At 67.1% G+C, this 20,499-nt stretch carries 17 protein-coding genes; 4 read left to right on the top strand and 13 right to left on the bottom strand.

The genetic code is table 11. The annotated features are described in order from the left end of the window. The first annotated feature begins 122 nt into the window (after positions 1-122). Positions 123-815: a hemerythrin domain-containing protein gene (locus ABIC25_RS13995; protein WP_248643950.1), complete on the top strand. Its 693-nt coding sequence runs from the start codon at positions 123-125 to the stop codon at positions 813-815. On the opposite strand, the gene ABIC25_RS14000 is transcribed toward ABIC25_RS13995, so the two are convergent. From ABIC25_RS14000 to ABIC25_RS14015, 4 genes are all read right to left on the bottom strand, one after another. Beyond that, the gene (locus tag ABIC25_RS14000; protein ID WP_354561927.1) at positions 793-4,107 is read right to left on the bottom strand and encodes an ATP-binding protein; all 3,315 of its coding nucleotides are present in this window, start codon (positions 4,105-4,107) and stop codon (positions 793-795) included. The two genes, ABIC25_RS13995 and ABIC25_RS14000, sit on opposite strands and share 23 nt — an antisense overlap. 62 nt (positions 4,108-4,169) lie before the next feature. Next, a complete protein-coding gene (locus ABIC25_RS14005; RefSeq protein WP_354561929.1) occupies positions 4,170-4,907 on the bottom strand; it encodes a DUF998 domain-containing protein in 738 nt (245 codons plus the stop codon). Beyond that, positions 4,904-6,622, bottom strand: coding sequence for an MDR family MFS transporter (locus tag ABIC25_RS14010; protein ID WP_354561931.1), 1,719 nt, complete (start codon positions 6,620-6,622; stop codon positions 4,904-4,906). Before ABIC25_RS14010 ends, ABIC25_RS14005 begins: the two co-directional genes overlap by 4 nt. Before the next feature lie 19 nt (positions 6,623-6,641). After that, entirely contained in the window at positions 6,642-7,127 is a 486-nt protein-coding gene (locus ABIC25_RS14015; protein ID WP_004020370.1) for a MarR family winged helix-turn-helix transcriptional regulator, read from the bottom strand. A 408-nt stretch (positions 7,128-7,535) separates the two neighbouring features. Between ABIC25_RS14015 and ABIC25_RS14020 the strand changes: the two genes are divergently transcribed. Then, positions 7,536-8,288 carry a metallophosphoesterase gene (locus tag ABIC25_RS14020; RefSeq protein ID WP_004020371.1) on the top strand — a complete coding sequence of 251 codons (753 nt, stop codon included), beginning with the start codon at positions 7,536-7,538 and terminating at the stop codon, positions 8,286-8,288. Positions 8,289-8,319: 31 nt separating this feature from the next. Here the strand turns inward: ABIC25_RS14020 and ABIC25_RS14025 are convergent, their stop codons facing one another. After that, complete coding sequence (locus ABIC25_RS14025; RefSeq protein WP_354561933.1) at positions 8,320-9,144, bottom strand: alpha/beta fold hydrolase; 825 nt, start codon at positions 9,142-9,144, stop codon at positions 8,320-8,322. 77 nt (positions 9,145-9,221) lie between these two features. Between ABIC25_RS14025 and ABIC25_RS14030 the strand changes: the two genes are divergently transcribed. Next, a complete protein-coding gene (locus tag ABIC25_RS14030; RefSeq protein WP_354561934.1) occupies positions 9,222-9,803 on the top strand; it encodes a TetR/AcrR family transcriptional regulator in 582 nt (193 codons plus the stop codon). 19 nt (positions 9,804-9,822) lie between these two features. Here the strand turns inward: ABIC25_RS14030 and ABIC25_RS14035 are convergent, their stop codons facing one another. From ABIC25_RS14035 to ABIC25_RS14070, 8 genes are all read right to left on the bottom strand, one after another. Then, entirely contained in the window at positions 9,823-10,866 is a 1,044-nt protein-coding gene (locus tag ABIC25_RS14035; protein WP_248645679.1) for a YdcF family protein, read from the bottom strand. A gap of 101 nt (positions 10,867-10,967) precedes the next feature. Further along, complete coding sequence (locus ABIC25_RS14040) at positions 10,968-11,426, bottom strand: DoxX family protein (RefSeq protein ID WP_239402365.1); 459 nt, start codon at positions 11,424-11,426, stop codon at positions 10,968-10,970. 128 nt (positions 11,427-11,554) lie between these two features. Beyond that, the gene (locus ABIC25_RS14045; RefSeq protein ID WP_354561935.1) at positions 11,555-12,958 is read right to left on the bottom strand and encodes an HNH endonuclease; all 1,404 of its coding nucleotides are present in this window, start codon (positions 12,956-12,958) and stop codon (positions 11,555-11,557) included. A gap of 221 nt (positions 12,959-13,179) precedes the next feature. Next, the gene (locus ABIC25_RS14050) at positions 13,180-13,614 is read right to left on the bottom strand and encodes a nitroreductase family deazaflavin-dependent oxidoreductase (RefSeq protein WP_354561936.1); all 435 of its coding nucleotides are present in this window, start codon (positions 13,612-13,614) and stop codon (positions 13,180-13,182) included. Between the two features lie 185 nt (positions 13,615-13,799). Continuing rightward, on the bottom strand, positions 13,800-15,326 hold the full coding sequence (locus tag ABIC25_RS14055; RefSeq protein WP_354561937.1) for an NAD(P)(+) transhydrogenase (Re/Si-specific) subunit beta: 1,527 nt from the start codon (positions 15,324-15,326) through the stop codon (positions 13,800-13,802). 20 nt (positions 15,327-15,346) lie between these two features. Next, positions 15,347-15,652: an NAD(P) transhydrogenase subunit alpha part 2 gene (locus ABIC25_RS14060; protein WP_004020381.1), complete on the bottom strand. Its 306-nt coding sequence runs from the start codon at positions 15,650-15,652 to the stop codon at positions 15,347-15,349. After that, positions 15,652-16,782: a Re/Si-specific NAD(P)(+) transhydrogenase subunit alpha gene (locus ABIC25_RS14065; protein WP_239402369.1), complete on the bottom strand. Its 1,131-nt coding sequence runs from the start codon at positions 16,780-16,782 to the stop codon at positions 15,652-15,654. Before ABIC25_RS14065 ends, ABIC25_RS14060 begins: the two co-directional genes overlap by 1 nt. A 491-nt stretch (positions 16,783-17,273) precedes the next feature. Continuing rightward, positions 17,274-18,872 (bottom strand): molybdopterin-dependent oxidoreductase, encoded by a 1,599-nt coding sequence (locus tag ABIC25_RS14070; RefSeq protein ID WP_354561938.1) that lies wholly within the window; start codon positions 18,870-18,872, stop codon positions 17,274-17,276. Between the two features lie 140 nt (positions 18,873-19,012). Between ABIC25_RS14070 and ABIC25_RS14075 the strand changes: the two genes are divergently transcribed. After that, positions 19,013-20,485 (top strand): FAD-binding protein, encoded by a 1,473-nt coding sequence (locus ABIC25_RS14075; RefSeq protein ID WP_354561940.1) that lies wholly within the window; start codon positions 19,013-19,015, stop codon positions 20,483-20,485. Positions 20,486-20,499: the final 14 nt, after the last annotated feature.

A 20,499-nucleotide genomic window follows, 5' to 3' on the forward strand; every position in this document is an offset into this window, starting at 1 on the left:
GGCGGTCCGACCGTGTCCTCGTGGGGATCGGCGCGATGCCCGCAAGGCGACTACAAGTCGGGTGTAAGTCGGGCGGCGCACAGTGGCCGTAGTCAGCCACCGCGAGCCTTCAGGAGCCACCCGTGACCAGCCGCCCCACCTCCCGCACCGACATCACCGCGTCCAGCACACCCGATCTCACCGGCATGAAGATCGCCCACCGGGGCATGCTCCACGACACACGCCGCTTCGCCGAGATCCTCGGCCGGATCGGCGGTGGTGAGCCGTGTGATGGTCGTCGTCGCGACGCCATCGCGGGCTATCTCGATCAGCTGTGCGCGTCCATCCATCATCACCACACCATCGAGGACGAGGTGGTGTGGCCCATCCTCACCGCATCCGCCGGTGCCGCCGTCGACGTCCATGACCTGGAAGACGATCACACCCAACTCGAGGCGTTGCTCGCGACACTGCAGGCGCGCATCGCCGCGTTCTCAGCCGCGAAACCCGACCGCCTCGGCGTGGCGGCGACCGACCTGGCGGCGACACTCGACGACGTTCACCAGCTGCTCGGCGAGCACATCGCCGACGAGGAGCGAGTCGTGTTCCCGATCGTCGATCGCTATGTGAGCGTGGCCGATTGGGATCGGGTGGAGAAAGCGGCCCGGGCCGGCGCGAGCATGAGATTCGAGGTCCCGAGGATGATGCGGCATGCAGATGAGCGGGAGCTGGCGAAGATGAAGAGCGAGGCGGGTCCGGTCATCCGGGCCATGCTCGCCCTGCTCGTTCGCAGCTTCGACAAGCGGGAGGCCCTCATCGCCGGCCCAGCTCGATGAGGCCGGCTCGTACGGTGGCCTGCACCTCCTCGGCCGTACGACGGTGGGCAGCCGCCGCGTCCGTGTCGCCGAGGAGATCGGCGAGTTCGGCGAGCACCACGTCCATAGGGCCGAATGCGACAGATCCCGAGTTCAGGCCGGCAACGGTCCCCGACCACGGCCGCAGTTCGGTGTACAACACGCGAGCGGCCTCGGTCATCTCGAGCCGGACGAGGGCGCGCGCGTGGAAGACCGACATCGCGGTCCAGTAGAAATCGCGGCTGATCGGCGGCGCGGCGCGAGCGACGCGACGCGCCTGATCGGGCTGACCGGCGTCCAGCAGTGCGACGACGTACACCCAGGAGATCATCTTCGGAGCCACCTCGTCGATCGCGGCGAGAGGTCCGGTGAGATGCGCTAGCGAGCCGCGGAACCAGCCGATCACCATCTCGCCGACCAGACCGATTTCCGCCGAGTTCACCGCGCCGGCGGCCTGCAGCCGGGCGGTGAGGTCGCGGTACTCACGCTCCGCCTGGTCGATGTCGCCACCCAGCACCTCCAGTACCGCCGAGAAGGCTGACAACACGACGACGAGTTCACCGGCACGCCCACTCGAGGCCGACCGCAGGCCCTGTTGTACCTGCGCGACGGCGCCGGGGAGATCCACCCGCGCCGCACGCGCGAGAAACGAGAAGAAGTGCGCGGCAGCCTGATAGGCGAGCACTCCGGATTCACCTGCCACACGGTCGAACTCGTCGGCGAATTCCGGGAGCTGCGCGCTGAGGTCAGGACCCAGCGCGGTGTACACACGCGCATTCCAGGCCGCGCAACGGACCTCGGGGTCCTCGTGGTCGGCCGCGGCTGCCACGGCCTGCGCGGCGAGTTCGATGGCGCGACGGTCATCGATGCCTTCGATTTCGAAGCCCAGTGACACCAACAGGTACACGCGGTCCGCACCCGTGGCGCGACCCAGCGCGTCCGTCATCGCCGCGATCAAGTCCGTGTCGGCGATCCGTTGGCGGCGCGTCGTCCAGATGACCGGCGCCCGCCAGCACGTGAGCGCGGACATCACCAGGTCGTCGTCATCCAGCTCTCGCGCGACCGCGAGGGCCTGACCGCGGCGTGCACGGGCCTCAGCGGTGTCGTCGCCGCGGAACGCCAGTGCCGTCACCAGGTGCGTCAACGCGAGGACGAACGCAGAGCGCCCGGCCTCGTCGGCGGCCGATGCGGCGTGTCCGGCCATCTCGTGCAGACGTACTGCGGAGCGCCACAGGTCTGCCGAGTCCGCCGTGAATTCGGTGGCGAACCTCGCCGAGGCCGCGACGGTCACCAACTCGAGCGCGCGCTCGATCGTGTCCGGGACGGCGCCGAGCGCCGCGTGGTGCGCCAGCTCGTCCGGGTCGACGCCACGGGTCTGTTCGAGATACTTCACGATCTGCCAGTGCGATCGACGCTTTCGCAGCGTGGGGATGCTGTCGTACACGGCGTCTCGCACGAGAACGTGGTTGAAGTGGACCGTGTCGACGTCAGCGGTCAACAGTCCGGCGGCGACGGCCGTGTCGATCGCGTCGAGGACGAGTTCCTCGGCGGATTCGTCGGTGTTCCTGTTCCACAACGTGAGTACGCCGTCGATGGGTGCGCTGCGCCCGAAGAGCGCGGCGAGACGCAAGACGGTCGCCACCTCGGCGGGAAGCCGTTCGATCCGCTGCATCAGCACGCTGGTGACGCCACGGGGGATCGCGGCGGCAGCAGCCGAGAACCCGCGGGATGCGACCAGCTTGGCGAGTTCGCGCACGAACAGCGGGTTGCCGTCGGTCCTCGTGCGCAACAGCTCGAGCAGTGGGGTGTCCAGGGATTCCAGTCCCACCGACGCCGCGAGCTCGCGGATACCGTTGTCCGACAGACCCTTCAACTCGATGTGGTCGGCAGTCACCGCGGCGAGGGATGCCGTGGTCGCCAGCAGGTCGACACCGGCTTCCGACGCCCGGTACGTGACCAGCACGAGTACCGGGGACCGGGCCATCCAGGTCACCAGTTGTCGAAGTACCTGGAGCGTGGCGCCGTCGGCGCGGTGTGCGTCGTCGAGGACCAGGACGATGCCTCGCGCCCCGGCTTGTGAACCGCAGGCTTCCATCACCCGCCGGGCGATGTCGAACGAACTGTCCAGCGTCTCGACCGGTGTCGGTTCCCCGCGAGTTCCGATCTGCTGCAGAATTTCTCGCCATGCCCAGGCGGTCGGGGCACCGTCGACCTCGGGGCAGTGTCCGATCGCCCCGCCCCACCCGGTGGCGCCGAGACGGGCGACGAGAGAGTCCGCACACGTGCTCTTGCCGCCGCCGGCCTCCGCGCTGAGCCACACCACTCGCAGACCGGATGCGCTCACCGCGTTCTCGGCATGACCGAGGAGGGTCGCGAGTTCGTGCTCCCGTCCGGCGGGTTCGCGACGACCCACCGCCACGGCGACGGGCAGCACGCTCGGCGGTTTCGGCGGTTCCGGCACGGCCGGCGCCACCGGTGCCGTCAGAGTGGGCGCCTGCTGGAGGATGTCGCGTTCGAGTTGCTGGATCGGCGGTCCGGGATCCACTCCGAGTTCGTCGGCGAGATATGACCGCAGCCGACGCAGCGTCGCCAGGGCGTCCGCCTGCCGTCCCAGTCGGTACTGAGCCAGCGAGAGCAGTCGGAAGTACTCTTCGCGGGCCGGTTGGTCGTCGCACTCCGCTGCCAGCACCTGCGCGACCTCCGCCGCACGTCCGTGGTCGACCGCCAGTGATGCCCATTGCTCGACCGCCGACCGGCGCACGTCCTGCAGGCGGGCGACTTCGGGCTGTGCCCAACTCTCGGCCGAACATGCGCCATAGGGATCTCCGCGCCACATCCGCAACGCGCCGTCCAGTTCGTCGAGTCTCGACGCGGGATCCTCGGCGTCGCCGACGGTGACGAGGGCCTCGAACTCCCAGACGTCGACACCCGATCGTGGGAGCCGTAGTGCGTATCCCGGCTGTTCGCTGACCAGCACGGTGGCCGGAGCGCGGGGTGGGCGGGACGGTTCGATGACGCGTCGCAGGTTGGACACCTGCACCTGGAGGCCCGCCAGGGCCTTGGGCGGTGGTTCGCCGTTCCAGAGGTCGTCGATCAACCGATCCGTGGACACCACCCGTCCGCGACCGGCCACGAGCCGGGCCAGGACGGCACGTTGTCGACGCGGGCCGAGATCGACCACTTCGGAATCGAGTTCGCAGGAGATGGGGCCCAGCACCGAGATGCGCAGCGCCGAAGCGGCATCACCGGCCGGATGCCCGTCCCGAACCGCCATACACCACCCGATTCTCTCGCCGTCGACGACAGACTATCGCCGCGACCGATATCGCGTGTCGCTCACCGGCCCCCACTTCCATCCGCTGGAACGGCTCGGTGGGCAATCGGCGTGTGGCGATCCGTCGATCGTCCCCCGTCGCGCGAGCTGAGCACCGCCCACCCCCAGAGCATCAACCACACGCTCATACCGCCGACCTGGATGCGCTGGGCGAGTCCGAGCCGGAAGTCGCCGGACAGGTTGTCGGCGACCAGCATCCACACCGTGGCGAGCGCGACGACGACGAACACCGCATTCCCGATCCGCCGGAGGACCGGCCAGACGGTGCCCCCGGAGGAGGTGGTGCGCAGCGCCGAGACGCCGGCGGCGACCATCACCGTGAAGATGGCGAACACCGCGACCGTACTGGTCAGCGCATGGATGTGGTGCAGTTGCGGGAGCAGCCCGCTCGGCTCGCGCGGGCACCCGGCGTCGACTCCCGGAATGCACTCGATCGGGAGCAGGGCGTCGGCGATGGTCGCCGCGCCGAAAACCGCCAGGGCGAGAACGGCGGTGGTCGCCGTCCGACCCCGAAAGGTCCGGTGCGGGACGAGCAACAGCAGTGCCGCGACCAATGCGCAGATCCCGGTGGTGACGTCCCCGACCACGTAGATGTCCCGGTGGGGACGGTTGGCGGCGTCGAGCTCGCTGAGGAAGCTGCGCATCGGGTCCAGCGAATCCGCCCACCCGAACTCCATCACCCACGACGAATAGCAGAGGCCCGCAACGACGATCAGGATGCCGGCGACCGATCTCCTCACGAGGCAGGCGTCGACTCCGGTGCACCGATCGGCCGTCCCTGGCGCAGCGGGAGCTCCTTCCAGGTGACCGTGCCGATGATGGCCAGCAACGAGATGATCGACACCGCCAGGAACACCCGGTCCATGGAATCGGCGAAGCCCTCCTTGATGGGCTGTGCGAGCTCGGTCGGCAGCTTCTCGATGATCGAGGTGTCGCTCATGACGCTGTCCGACGATCCCGTTGCGGCGCCGGGGTTCTGAGCGGCCTCGATGAGCGACTGTCCGAATGCGCTGACCTGCGGGTCGGAACTCTGCGCGGCCTCCACGACCGCCGCCCGGTACTCGGGCTGCGCGGCCGCCGACACCATCTCGTCCTTGATGTTCGGCCCCATGAACGAGAACAGCAGTGAGAAGAAGACCGCGACACCGAGCGTTCCGCCGATCTGGCGGAAGAAGGTGGCGGTGCCGGTCGAGAGCCCCATGTCCTTGGGCGGCAGGATGTTCTGCATCGCAAGAGTGATCGGCTGCATCAGATTGCCGAGGCCGAAGCCGAGCAACGCCGCCATCAGCATGACGAGATAGACCGGGGTCTCGGTACCGACCAGGTGTAGCAGGAAGGTGCCGGTGGTGATCAGCACCGCGCCGATGATCGTGAAGATCTTGTACCGACCGGTGCGGGAGATCAGCTGGCCCGACAGGATCGAACCGGTCATGAGTCCGAGCACCATGGGCAGCATCTGGAGACCGGCGATCATCGGGCTCGATCCGCGGAGGACCTGGAAGTACTGCGGCAGCATGGAGATTCCGCCGAACATGACGGCACCGATGATGACCGAGACGACGATGCCCTGACTGAAGACCACGTTCTTGAACACCCGCAACGGGATCAGCGCGTCGTCGCCCATCGTGTGCTCGATCCAGATGAACGCCGCGATACCGACGACGCCGATGCCGTAGCACAGAATCGCCAGCCCGGAGCTCCAGCCCCACTCGCGGCCCTGTTCGGCGACGATGAGCAGCGGCGCCACCGCGACGGCCAGCGCTGTCGCGCCCCAGTAGTCGGTGCGCCCACCGACGCCCTTCTGCTGGTCGTAGTTGAGCACCTTGTAGACGACGAACAGTGCGACGAGCCCGATCGGCACGTTCACGAGGAACACCCAGCGCCAGCCCGACACCCAGAGGATGGTCTCCTGACCGGCGAACAGACCGCCGAGGACCGGGCCGAGGACACTCGAGGTGCCGAACACGGCAAGAAAGTAACCCTGGTACTTGGCGCGTTCGCGGGGCGGCACGATGTCGCCGATCGTGGTCAGCGCGAGGGTCATCAGACCGCCCGCACCGAGTCCCTGGAATGCGCGGAACGCGGCCAGCTCGTACATCGACGTGGCGATCGTGCACAGCAACGAACCGACGATGAAGATCGAGATCGCCAGCAGGAAGAACGGTTTGCGACCGTAGAGGTCGGACAGCTTGCCGTACAGGGGCGTCACGATCGTCGCGGTGACGAGGTAGGCCGTGGTCACCCACGCCTGCATGTCGTAACCCTGCAGGTCGTCGGCGATGGTCCGGATCGCGGTCGACACGATGGTCTGGTCGAGAGCAGCCAGGAACATGCCCATCATGAGTCCGGCCAGGATGGTCAGGATCTGGCGATGGGTCAGTCCGGCCCCGGCGACCTCTTCGTGGGCCACCGTTTCGGGGACGACCGTTTCGGGGGTCGCCGAGGAGTCTGTCATTGTCGTCCTTTCACGGGTTTCACGCGTCCGCGTCCGGCTTGCGGGCTGAGCACGCCGGGTTGAGGGCCGAGTCGGCAGCGTCGACGAACCGACCGAGAAGCCCTACCAGGGTGTGGAGTTCATCGTCGGTCCAGTCCGCCATGACGCCGGCCATCGCGGATCGCCGCATCTCGCGCATCGCCAGGACGCGGTCCCGGCCCGCATCGGTGATGACGAGGAGAGTGGCACGTCCGTCGTCGGGGTCCGCCTCTCGACGGATCAGTTCGTGGTCCACCAGTAGAGCCACATGGCGACTCACCGTCGACGGATCGGCGTTCATCGCCTCGGCGAGTTCGCGGGATCGCATCGACCGTCGGGCCAGAGGGAACAGCGCCTTGAACGCCGCCGCCTCGAACTCGCCGTCTCGTGTTCGGAAGGTGGTGTGGACCGCCCGTTCACGGATGCGTACGAACCGCAGCAAGGTCTCGAACAGGTCGTCGATCGCCTGCTGATCGAGAACCGGCATCGTCGCCACCTCCGGATTCCCTCTTTACTTTCCCTTTGCAATTAGTTGCGCTGTGCAACTAGTTGTCGTGCGCAAGTGTGCGCGCGACGAAGGAAGAATGCAACCGGCTCGGGATACCACCTGGTAGAGGCGCGGGGATCAACGGACGCGGCGCCCACCGCACCGGACTTCGTCACCTGCCGGAGAGAGTGAATCGCCGACCTGCCGGGTCGGGGGTTGGCAGGTCGGCGACTCACTTTCGATGTCGTTCCCGGATCGCCGTACGTTACCCGCGTCGACGAGTGGGAGCGGGCTGAACCACAGCGACGGCACGGAAGTGCGTTGCGCCTCCCGGCCCCGAGGCGATGCGTCGTCGGACTGTGCGTGCGGTTAGCCTCGTGGGAGTCAGAACCGTGACAGGAGCTCTTCGTGTTCGTTGTCGCCCACATCAGCGACCTGCATTTCAACGGGACGCGGTTCAATCGGGCCCGCATCCAGGCGGCACTGGGCTACATCAATGCTCGTGCCGCCGGCATCGACGTCCTGCTGGTCACCGGTGACATCGCCGACGAGGGTGCGGCCAGCGAGTACCGCGAGGCCCACGGGGTACTCGAGAGTCCGCTGCCGATGCTCATCACCGCCGGCAACCACGACGTCCGCGAGCCGTTCAGCGCGGCTCTCATCGGCACCGAGACCTCTGGCCCGATCAATCACGCGCGGACGGTGCGCGGACGCGACGGCTCCGACGTGCTCTTCCTGATGTGCGACAGTTCGATACCGGGACGCAACGACGGCCGTCTCGACGACGCGACGATCGCCTGGCTGTCGGAGCGACTCGACGCCACGACCGCGGACACCCCGGTGTTCATCGCTTTTCACCATCCGCCGGTCGACCTGCTCATGCCCTTCATGGACTCCATCCGGCAGCGTGACGAGGGCCGCCTCGCCGACCTGGTCGGAGAACACCCGAACATCGTCGCGTTCCTGTGCGGACACGCGCACACCCCGGCGGTGACCACATTCGCCGACCGTCCGCTCTGCGTCGCACCGGGCGTGTCGTCGACACTGAACCTCCCTTTCGAAGGACGCGAAGTGGTGAATCGCGGTCAGCCGCCGGGTATCGCGTTCCACCTCTATGACGAGGAGCGGTTCGTCACCCACTTCCGGTCGGTGATGTTCTGACCCCCGGCGGCCGCGACGTGCCGGCGCGTCATCACCCCGCGAACCCGCGCACCAGATCGGCCATCGTCTCCGGCTGATCCTCGGGGATCAGCGTCCACGAGTCGTCGACGACGACCTTCGACGCATCGGGAAACAGGTCGACGAGCCGATCGGCATGCTCCAGCGGCATCATCCGGTCTTCCCTGGCCCAGACCACGAGTACCGGCCGGTCGAATCGTGCGAGCGTGTCCGACAATTCGAGCAGGCGGCGGCGAGAGGGGGCGCCGACCGCGAACTTCACCAGATCGCGCCGGATCGCCGCGTTCTCCACGGCCGGCCGGAACCACTCGTCGAAGAGCGAATCCGATATGCCCGACTTCGTCAGAGCCCCGTATGCGCGCGTGCTGTGCCGGAAGAACCGCGTGCCCAGCATCCTGGTGAGAATCCATCCGCCGCCCGGTACCCGGCACAACAGCGCCGCCGGACGCGCGGGCGCAGGCGGATAGTTGTCGAAGGCGGTGCACGAGACCAGCATCAGTTTGCCGATGCGCTTGTCCCGACCTTGGGCGATCGCGAACTGTCCGCCGCCCCAATCGTTCAGCACGAGCGTCACGTCGTCGAGGCCGAGCGCGTCGAGGAAGTCGGCGAGGATGCCCGCCATTCCCGTCTCGGTGAGGTCGGCGTCATCGTTCATCGGCTGCGTGTGCGCACCCATCGGAAGCGTCGGAGTGATGCACCGGAAGCCGGCCAGGAGCGGAATCACCTTGCGCCACTGCCTGCCGTCCATCAGCAGACCATGGCCGAACACCACGACCGGTCCGTCACCCCCGGTGTCCTCGTAGGCGATGGGCCCGGACGGAACGTCGACGATAGGCACGTTCCACCTCCTAGATAGATCGTTCTACTTAGAGGGAAGATAAGCTGTCACGGCACGATGCGCAAGGAGGAGACGTCATGGCAGCAGACCCCACGACTCGCGACCGGATCCTGGAGGCCACCGCGGAGTTGTATCGCCGTCAGGGAATGCCGGCCACCGGACTCAAACAGATCTCGGCGGCGGCGCAGGCGCCTTTCGGATCGATCTACCATCACTTCCCCGGCGGCAAGGAGGCGATCAGCGTCGAGGTCATCCGGCGCGAGGGGCTCCGGTACGGCGGGTTCGTCGGCGAGCAACTGGCCGCCACCGACCCTCTCTCCGGTATCCCGTCACTGTTCGAGAACGCGGGAAAGTTGCTCGACGCCCAGGATTACGGCGAGGCGTGTTCCATCGAGACCATCGCGCTGGAAGTCGCGAGCACCAACGAGCGCCTCCGCCTCGAGGCCGCCGACGTCTTCGAGAGCTGGCTGGCCGGTCTCGCCGCCTGGTTCGGTCAGCTCGACATCACGGAGTCGGAGGCTCGTCGGCTGGCGCTGATCACTCTCACCGCCCTCGAAGGCGCCTTCGTACTGTGCCGCACGCTGCGGTCGGTCGAACCGATCACGAGCGCCGGGCACGGCGTGCAGGCCGCCGTTCACGCCGCGGTCCGTTCCGGGTGACACCCGGCGCGATCAGGCGTCAGGCCGACGAACCGGCCTTCAGGAGCTCCTGGAGGATCTTGCCGCCGATCTCCGGGATGAGGCCGGGGCCGGTCTCCGGGAGGTTCTGCGGCAGCAGCCCCGGCTCGTGGGTGGCCGGGATACGGGCGGTCCGGGTCGCCTCCAGCCTGATGCCGGTCTGCTGCGCCTTTGCCAGCGGGGTCTGGTACTTCTCGAGTTCCGTTGCGGTGGTGAGCGACCCGACGACACGCAGCCCCATGGCCCCGAAGTCCGCCGCCCCGCGCCGGATGTGGTTGGGCGACGTGATCAGCACGATGTCGCGAATGCCCTGCGCCCGCAGGATCTCGGCGGTGTTCTGTGCATTGGCCACGGTCGACCCCGACTTGTCCTCGGTGAGAATGCGGCTCGCGCTGACACCGTTGTCCACGAGCCACGTTCGCATCGCGGCCGCTTCGGTGACACCCTTCTTCGGCACCCCGCCGGTCACCACGACCGGAGCACCGGTCGTCAGCTCCGATTGCGCCTTGGCCGCCGACACCCGGTTCACGAGCTCCGGCGCCATCTTCCCGTTCGCATTCAACCCGTACCCGAGGACGACGATGGCCACGCGGCCGGACACCGGTCGGGGCGTGGTACTCGGCACGATCTGCGCCGCGGTCGCGACACCGGAGATGATGTTGCGTGCTGTCGTCGCCAGTGCCGGATTCATCATCGACAGTCGGTTGAGTGCCGACTGGACCTGGCCCGCTCGCTGCGCTCCCGGCGCCGAGCGGCCGGCCACGACATCCTCGACCTGATCCGACCAGATCGCTTGCAGTGCCAGCGCATCGGAGTCGGCCGGCGCCACCGCCAGTACCTGCTGGAGGAGCTCCAGGCCGCCGGTGACGTCACCTCCGGCGAACTTCGACTGCGCGTCGTTGTACAGGCCGGCCGGGTCGATCGCGGACGCGGTCGTCACCACCGACGCATCCTGCGCCGGCAACGTCCCGACCGCCACGCCACCGAGCGCGGCGACCGCGATCGTCGCAGCAGCCGCCAGCTTCCTGCGCTTCACTCTGGTCACACCAGTCACTCGCGTAACAGTACGAGAGATGCACAACGACCCCGCACCCGTCCGATCCCAGATCGGTAACGGGTGCGGAGTCTCTTGCGGCCGGGCGTAGCTCAGCGCTTCAGGCCGGCCACCTTGAGCAGCTCCGGGCGTCGCAGGACCAACCCGATCCACATGAATACGCCGAGGTAGACCGCGAACAGGATCGTGTCGAACAGCGGTGCCTCGATCCGCATGTTCGCCGTGACCGCGCCACCGAGGTAGGCCGTGATCCCCACCGCGCCGAGCACGGCGGTGCGCGGGATCGCGTAGACGACCAGGCACACGAGCAACACGACCCCCATCACGATGGCCTGGTCGGCGGGAAAGCCGAGCTCCCGCGTTCCGTCGATCACCGCCTGCGGACGGGCCAGCTTGCCTGCGACGTCGAACGCGAGGAATGCGCCGACCAGAACGCTGATCACGATTCCCGTTGTGCGGCGCCAGTTCCGGCGGGCCGGCGGCGCCTCGTCGGATGCGGGGTTCGCGGTCGTCGGGGCGGCGGTGTCCTCGGTGATGCTGTTCCTGTTCATGATGTTCTCCTGGCGGCTCGTGCGAGTGTGTTGTGCAGGGATAGACACGCCTGCTCGCCGGAACTCATCGCCGAACCGGCCTGCACATCCTCGAGGGCGCATTCTCGTGAGTGTCCGACGATCGACGCCTACGCCGCCGATCTGTCGAGATCGACGCGAGAAGAGTTGCGTTCCTTCCATTCCCACACGGCGTAGAGCACCTCGGTGGTGTACCCCAAGTCCATCCGCCCGCCACCGACCGGCACCGTCGCGTCTGCACCGATCCGGGAATCGGGCACCCAGCCCACCGGCTTCGAGGTCGGCGAGGCTGCCACGATCTCGACACCGTCCGGACCGTGAAAACTGAACCGTTGCGAACCGTGCGCGGTGATCGAGAACTCACCCCGATGCAACGACCGATGACACGACCCACACAACAAGATCAGATTGTCCGGATCCGTCCGCCCACCCGCCGACCAGAACCGCACATGATGAGCATGCAGATGACGCGTCCGACCACACCCCGGCATCTGACAACACCGATCCCGCACGAACAACGCCCGCACCAACGCCTTGTTCGGCGCCCGCTTCCGACGACCCACACCCAACAACGCCAACTTCCCCGGCTGCCCGGGCACCCCGCGGCTCACCACATCCCGCGTCGACGCACCGCACCGAGCTTCGACCACCTCGACCTCCGACAACCCGGGACCGTCATCGAGATGAGCGTGCTCCATCCCTGCACCGGCATGAACGAGGATCTCCGCACCAGGTGCGAGTTCAGGCATCGCGATCCCGTCATGCACCATGTCCGCCATCGCCACCACCGCCGGCGCCACATTCGACGGCACCTGCCGCCACAAATCCCGACGCCGCGACGGAACCACCTCCGACTCCACCACCGAATCCTCGACAACCGAACCCGATTCAGTGTTCCGCGGAACACTCTGCACGGTCGGTAGATCCGGGTCATCGCAGGTGCGGGTGCGTTCATACTCCGCCCGCACCGTCCCAGCCAGGAACCGCGCCCCATCCAACGGACTCAACCGCAACGACACCGACAACGACCCGTCACTGTTCCACTTCCACCGACCCGTCGACTCCACCGGCGGCCGGCTTTCGTCTTCGACGCCACGGTCACGGTCGATCTGGCCCATCGCCCGTACCGCCCGATCCAACTGACTCGCCATGCACGACAACGCCAGATTCACCAACTCCTGCTCACGTTCAGGCGTGGCCACCCGCGTCAGGGCGCGGACCTTCGAATACGAGAGCCGACCTTCGCCAAAAGCGTTGCCGATCAACGGCAATCCTCGGATCGCCTTCGCGACCCTAACATGCTCATGCGCCGTTCGCGGAGCAATCCCGGCCTTCCACGACAACCAGTGCGCCAGCGAATGAATCCCCGGCCCCCGCCACGACTCCCGCCCATCCAACTCCGCCACCAGTTCAAGGAAATCCGCTGTTAACGCCGTGATCTGCGCCGCATACCCCAGCACCCTACCCTCGAGCACCTCATCAGACAGCGACTCCGGATGCGCTCCGTCGAACATCGATGCAACATCCCCACCCGAACGAAAAGCACTGGCCCCCACCGCAACCCCCTGAAACAAACGAGAAGTACAGCAACAAGATATCGCCCGGCACCGACAATCCCGCGGGCCTCAACCCGAGGTCAAGAGTGTTCCGCGGAACACGAAGTGGCGGGGCACGCTACTCACCCGCGTCATCATTCTCGATGCTCCGGGCGGCCTCGATCTAGGCCCGGAGATCACTACTGGGAGGCAACCAGCCTCACAAGCGGATACTCGCGCGTTGCCTTCTTCTGATACTTGGCGTATCGCGGCTGAGCCTCGACCACCCGATCCCACGCTGCTGCGCGCTCGGCGGCGTCGAGAACGACCGGCCGCACGGCCACCGGCTCCTCCCCGTGGCGCTCGACCGACACGCCATCGGGATTGGCCGTCAGGTTGGCGAACCAGTCCGGGTTCCGGTCGCCACCACCCGATGCGACGACCAGCCAGCCGTCACCGTCGGCGAACCAGCTCAGGGGTGTCTCACGCACGAGACCAGAGCGCCTACCGGTCGTGCGCAGGATGAGCATCTCCATCCCCCACATCGATCCGGACTTCTTCCGGATGCGGGCGACGGTGCGCTCGTTGGCCTTTCGCTGGTACCAGAGCGAGAGTGACCGCAGGGACAAGGACATGACTTCCTCCGATGAGATCAGGTGATGCGCTGACAGTACGGCGCCGGCCGGCCCCACGGCTTCTCGATTCCTGCTCGATCACGACCGGACACCGCGACCACTGGTCCCCCGAGGCGCGAGGAGCGCAAACGACGAGGCCCCGGCAACCAGGACGGTTGCCGGGGCCTCGGGAGGACGCGAAGACGCTAGAGGGCCTTGAGTTCCTCGATCACGCTCTCGACGCTCTTCTTGGCGTCGCCGAAGAGCATGCTGGTGCCGTCGGCGAAGAACAGCGGGTTCTCGATGCCGGCGTAACCTGAACTCATCGACCGCTTGAGCACGATGGTCGATCGCGCCTCGTCGACGTTGAGGATCGGCATGCCGTGGATCGGCGAGCTCGGATCATTGCGGGCCGCGGGGTTGGTGACGTCGTTGGCCCCGATGACGATGGCGACGTCGGTCCGGCTGAATTCGCCGTTGATGTCGTCCATCTCCTTCATCGAGTCGTATTCGACGTCGGCCTCCGCGAGCAGCACGTTCATGTGACCGGGCATGCGACCGGCGACCGGGTGGATGGCGTACTTGACCTCGACGCCCTTGGCCTCCAGCAGCTTTGCCATCTCCTTGACCGCATGCTGGGCCTGCGCCACGGCCAGACCGTACCCGGGGACGACGATGACCTGGTTGGCATACGCCATCTGGATCGCGGCGTCGGCGGCCGAGGTCGCCTTGACCGTGCCGCCTTCGGCACCGGGGCCGCCCACGGCAGCGGCATCGCCGCCGCCGAACGAGCCGAACACGATGGCCGGGATCGACCGGTTCATGGCCTTGGCCATCAGGTTGGTCAGGATCGAACCCGAGGCGCCGACGATCATGCCGGCGACGATCAGCGCGGTGTTGTCCAGCGCGATACCCGCGGCCGCAGCCGACAGACCCGTCATCGCGTTGAGCAGCGAGATGACCACCGGCATGTCCGCGCCACCGATGGGGAACACCACGAACAGACCCATCACACCGGCAGCCACCAGCACGGCGACCATCCACCAGACACTCGCGCCGCCGCCGTTGGAAGCATCGACGCCGAGGTAGATCGCCAATCCCAGTGCGACGATGAGCAACACGATGTTGGCGGCCTGGAACAGCTTGGCATTGGAGACGAAGGTCTTCTCCAACCCCTTCGGCATGATCTCCTGCAGCTTCGCGAACGCCACCAGCGATCCCCAGAACGAGACCGAACCGATGATCGCGGCGATCAGCGAGCCGATCACCAGCGGCGAGGCCGGTTCGACGTTGTGGAAGGTCGAGAACCCGGAGGTCTCGATGAACTCGGCCCAGGCGATGAGCGCCACGGTGCCACCACCGACGCCGTTGAACAGCGCGACCAGCTGCGGCATGGCCGTCATCTTGGTCTTCAGGGCAGGCGGGATACCCAGAGCCACACCGAGAACCAGACCGACGACGATGAGCACCCAGTTGATCGTGGGCACGCCCTCGGTCGAGTGCCCATCGGAACCGACAGCCCCTTCGTTCCAGACGTAGAGCAGCGTCGCGGCGACGGCCAGACCCATACCCACCGCGGCGATCCAGTTGCCGCGCACCGCGGTCTTGGGTCCGGTCAGACCCATCAGGCCGTAGATGAACAGGGAGAACGAGACGATGTAGAGCGCGGTCACCAGGTAGGCGACGCCCTCGCTCGGGGTGTGCGCACCCGCCGCGAGTACCAGCTGTGACATAGATGTTTCTGGGGAGCCGTTCATTTGGCCGCCTCCTTCTTACCCTTGAACATGCCCAGCATGCGGTCGGTGACCGCGAAGCCACCGATCACGTTGAGCGTGCCGAACACCAGCGCGACGAAGGCGATGATGCGCACACCCCACCCGGCGTCGGCGGGCAACTTGCCCAGGACCACCAGCGCGCCGAGCACGACGATGCCGTGAATGGCGTTGGTGCCCGACATCAACGGGGTGTGCAGGGTGTTGGGGACCTTGGAGATGACGGCGAAGCCGACGAACCCGGCGAGCACCAGGATCGCGAGGTTCGCGAGAAGTCCGGCATACATCAGGCCTTCACCTCCTGCTGGCCGTCTTTCGGCCCGCTCACTTCGTTCCCGGCGCCGGGCTTGTCACGGGTGACGCACGCGGCCGCAATGACCTCGTCGTCGAAATCCGGTGTGATGGAACCGTTGTCGTCGAGCATCAGCTCGATGAGCGCCAGCAGGTTCTTCGAGTACAGCTCGCTGGCGTGCTCGGGCATCGTCGCCGGCAGATTCAGCGGGGCGGCGATCGTCACGTCGTGCTTGACGACGGTCTGACCCGGCTCGGTCAACTCGCAGTTGCCGCCGGTCTCCCCGGCGAGGTCGATGACCACGCTGCCCGGCTTCATGCCCTCGACCGCAGCGGCGGTCACGAGCCGCGGCGCCGGACGCCCCGGCACGAGCGCGGTGGTGATCACCACGTCGAAACCCTTGATCGCGTCTTCGAGCGCCTGTTGCTGCTGCGCGCGCTCGGACTCGGTCAGCTCACGGGCGTACCCGCCCTCACCGGCCGCGTCGATACCCAGGTCGAGCCATTGGGCGCCGACCGATCGGACCTGCTCGGCGACCTCGGGACGCACGTCGTAGCCGGTGGTCCGCGCACCGAGCCGCTTGGCCGTGGCCAACGCCTGCAGTCCCGCGACACCCACACCCAGGACCAGCACCGTGGCCGGCTTCACCGTTCCGGCGGCGGTCGTCAGCATCGGGAAGAAGCGCGTCGAGACATCCGCCGCCACCACGACCGACTTGTAGCCCGCGACGTTGGCCTGCGAGCTCAACGCATCCATCACCTGGGCGCGGGAGATACGCGGGATGGCCTCCACCGCGTAAGCCTCCACGCCGGCATCGCGCAGGGTGCCGATCTGATTGTCGGCATTGCGCGGCGCGAGGAAGCCGATCAGCTTCTGTCCGCTCCGCAGCTTGCCGATCTCCGAATCCGACGGCGGCGACACCCGCAGAACCACATCCGATCCGTACGGATCGCCGATCGTTGCACCGGCTTCGGTGTACGCCTCGTCGGGGATCAGGGCGCCGAGACCGGCCCCCGACTCCACCACGACGGGCACACCCTTGCCCACCAGCGCGGCGACGACCTTCGGGACCAGCGCCACCCGGCGCTCCCCCTCGGCCGTCTCGCGCACGACACCCACTGTCATCTATCTCACCCTGTCTGGTCGGCGCCGCTCGTCGCAGCACCGTTGGTTGGCGCCTGTGCTCGGCGCGTCTTGTCAACGAGGTGACCTGCTTCCAGATCGTGCAGCTCCGCCATGTGTGTCGGCGGAACGGACGACCTGACGCAGGTCACGAGGTGCACGGGTTCGACAAGGGATGACTGTCTCCCGGCTCACATAAAGGTGCGTTGAACATAACATGCGTTCTCAGCGGCAGCTCAGGTGAGTCGGATACCTCACTCAACCCTTGACGCTGCGCTTTTGGTCGTTTCTGGACAGTTGTCTGTACAGGTGTCGTCCTCGCGGGGGTGCGGCACGAACACTGTCTCGGGGCGTCACCAGACACTGTCGCCCGTTCCGGCGAGAAGCGCGTTCGTCAACCGCGGAGTTCGGCAGTCTTCCGTCCGCTCACGGAATCGCGCTCGAGTTCTTCGCACCGCCCGCGTGACGCGGTCGCGCGGCCTCGGCGCGTTGCCTCAGACGATGGTGTAGGTGCGGTCGTCCAATCCGCTGGCGCCATCCGGTGCCGGCGCCTGATAACGCTCGATCTGGGGCATCCCCTTCTGATCGATCGCCCGGCATTCGAGGGTGTGATTGCCCTTCGTCGCCTGCCAGACGAACTTCCACTGTCGCCAGGTGTCGATGCTGTACTTCGTGGTCAGCTCGGCGGGTTGCCACGGCCCCTGATCGACACGGACCTCCACGCGTTCGATGCCCGTGTGCTGGGCCCATGCGGTGCCGGCGACCACGACCTCGCCGGCCGGATGCTCGGTGCCGTCGGCCGGACGGTCGAACCGCGACGCCATCTTGATCGGGCCGAGGGCCGACCATCCGCGCGTCGTCCAGTACGCCTTGGCCTCCGAGAAGCGCGTGATCTCCCAGTCGACAACCCATTTCGTCGCCGAGACGTACCCGTACAACCCCGGCACCACCTGGCGGACCGGGTAGCCGTGTTCGAGGGGAAGCGGCGAACCGTTCATCCCGACGGCGAGGAGCGCGTCACGCCCGTCGGTGAGCGCCGAGATCGGAGTGCCACAGGTCCATCCGTCGACGCTGGTGGACAGCAGCATGTCCGAGCCCGGCCGGACGCCGGCGAGGTCGAGGACCTCACGCATCGGCACCCCCAGCCATGTCGCATTGCCGACGAGGTTGCCACCGACCTCGTTCGACACGCACGCGAGCGTCACGATCCGTTCGGTCATCGGCATGGCGAGCAGGTCGTCCCAGGACAGCGTCACCTCGCGATCCACGTCGCCGTGGATCCGCAGTCGCCATTCACCGGTGGTGAGGGTAGGGACCTGCAGCGCCGTGTCGATTCGATAGAAGTCGGCGTTGCTGGTCATGAAAGGTGTTGCGCCCGAGACCTCGAGCTCGGCACCGGCCGGGATCGGCGGCGCCTGGCTTGCGGCACGCGGCAGCAGCACCCGGGCGCGGTCGGCGACGACGCCCGCGGTGTCGGCGAGCACCCGCCGGGCCACGACCCCGACAACGACCGCGGCAGCCGCGATGCCGCCGGCGGTGAGCACGAAGCGGCGCGTGAAGTCGGACCGCGCAGCCGCTTTCGGCTCGTCGTCGGCCGAGTGTCCGTCCACCTCATCGGTATCGACCGACGCGGGACCCAACTGGGTGATCAGCACGCGGAGCACGACGACGCCGACGACCCCCGCGACGATCGACGGCAGCGCGTTCGTCCAGCCGGCATCCGGGCGGTTCAACGCCGCCAGCACGCCGACCAACCCGAAGGCTCCGATGATCACCGAGCCGAGCGGGGGTCGTCGTCGTTCGAGGTATCCGCACGCTGCGGCGAGTACCGCGATGAGGATGCCCATGCCGATGAACAGGGCGAGCTTGTCGGCGACACCGAACGTCTCGATGGCCCACTTGCGGACCGCCTCGGGTGAATGGTCGACGACCGACGAGCCCACGGCGAAATACGGCGACGCGTCCGGCGAGACCGGAACCGCGGCCAGCTCGCCCGCAGCCAGCGCCGCCCCTACCGCGACCACACCCGCCAGCGCGGGAGCCGGCGAGGAGGCGCGGCGCAAGGGGCTACGGCGCACGGTGGTGGAGGTCATATTTCTTGATAGCGGATGAACCTGTGAAAACGCCGTGAGCCACCCGTTCCGAGACCCGCCGGTGACTCGGCGATCTGTCCGCACCATCAATCGTTACCAAGACTAGAACAGGTTCTAGTTTGTCGGCTAATCTGAGCGGCATGGCTACCAGCACCGAGATCCCGGAGACCGTCGCACTCGATTCGGTGAGCGAGTTCTCCGACGAGGTCGACGTCGTCGTGATCGGGTTCGGCATCGCCGGCGGATGCGCCGCGGCGGAGGCCGCCGCGAACGGGGCGCGGGTGCTCCTGCTCGAGCGCGCCGCGGCTCCGGGCGGCACCACATCGCTGTCCGGCGGGTTCTTCTACCTCGGCGGCGGCACCGCAGTACAGAAGGCCACCGGCCAAGAGGACTCCGTCGAAGAGATGGAGAAGTACCTCACCGCCGTGTCGATCGATCCCGAAGCCGACAAGATCCACGCCTACTGCGTCGACAGCGTCGACCACTTCAACTGGCTCGAAGGACTCGGCTTCACCTTCGAGCGCAGCTTCTATCCGGAGAAAGCCGTGATCCAGCCGGGCACCGAGGGACTGATGTTCACCGGCAACGAGAAGGTCTGGCCGTTCAAGGACCAGGCCGTTCCGGCACCGCGCGGGCACAAGGTACCGGTACCCGGGGAGACCGGAGGCGCGAAGCTGGTCATCGATCTGCTCGTCACCCGCCTCGACGAGTTGGGTGCCGAGGTCCGGTATGAGACCGGTGCCCGCCAGCTGGTCGTCGACGAGCAGGGTGCGGTCGTCGGCGTGACGTGGAAGACGCCCGACGCCGAAGGTGTCATCCGCGCGGACTCGGTGATCATCGCCGCCGGCGGCTTCGTGATGAATCCCGACATGGTGGCCGAACACACCCCTCATCTCGCCGAGAAGCCGTTCGTGCTCGGCAACACCTACGACGACGGCCTCGGCCTGCGCATGGGCCGATCCGTGGGCGCCGCACTGAAGTACATGGACAAGGCGTTCATCACCGCGCCCATCTACCCACCCGCGAGCATGGTCATGGGCGTCATCGTCAACAAGTACGGCGAGCGGTTCGTGACCGAGGACTCCTACCACGCGCGGACATCGGGATTCGTTCTCGAGCAACCCGATTCGGTGGCCTACCTCATCGTGAACGAGTCGCACATGAACGAGAAGCAGAACTATCTGGTGCCGCTCATCGACGGCTGGGAGACCATCGAGGAGATGGAGCGAGACCTCGGCATCCCCGAGGGCAAGCTGCAGGCGACCATGGCCCGCTACAACGAGAACGCCGCAAAGAAGGAAGACCCCGACTTCCACAAGGCCGCCGAATTCCTCGAGCCACAGGACACGGGACCGTGGGCGGCCTACGACCTGTCACTCGGCAAGGCGATGTACGCCGGCTTCACCATGGGCGGCATGGCGACGTCGTTGGACGGCGAGGTACTCGACGAATCGGGCACCGTCATCACCGGCCTCTACGCGGCCGGCGCGAGTGCGACCAACATCGCCCAGGACTGCAAGGGCTATTGCAGTGGAACGCAATTGGGCGAGGGGTCGTACTTCGGCCGACGCGCCGGGCGCCGTGCCGCGGCACGGGTGACCACGAGCGCGTGACGTAACCGGCTGAC

Origin of the sequence: Gordonia sp. PvP123 (assembly GCF_040547295.1) — a bacterium.
Classification (GTDB): domain Bacteria; phylum Actinomycetota; class Actinomycetes; order Mycobacteriales; family Mycobacteriaceae; genus Gordonia; species Gordonia terrae.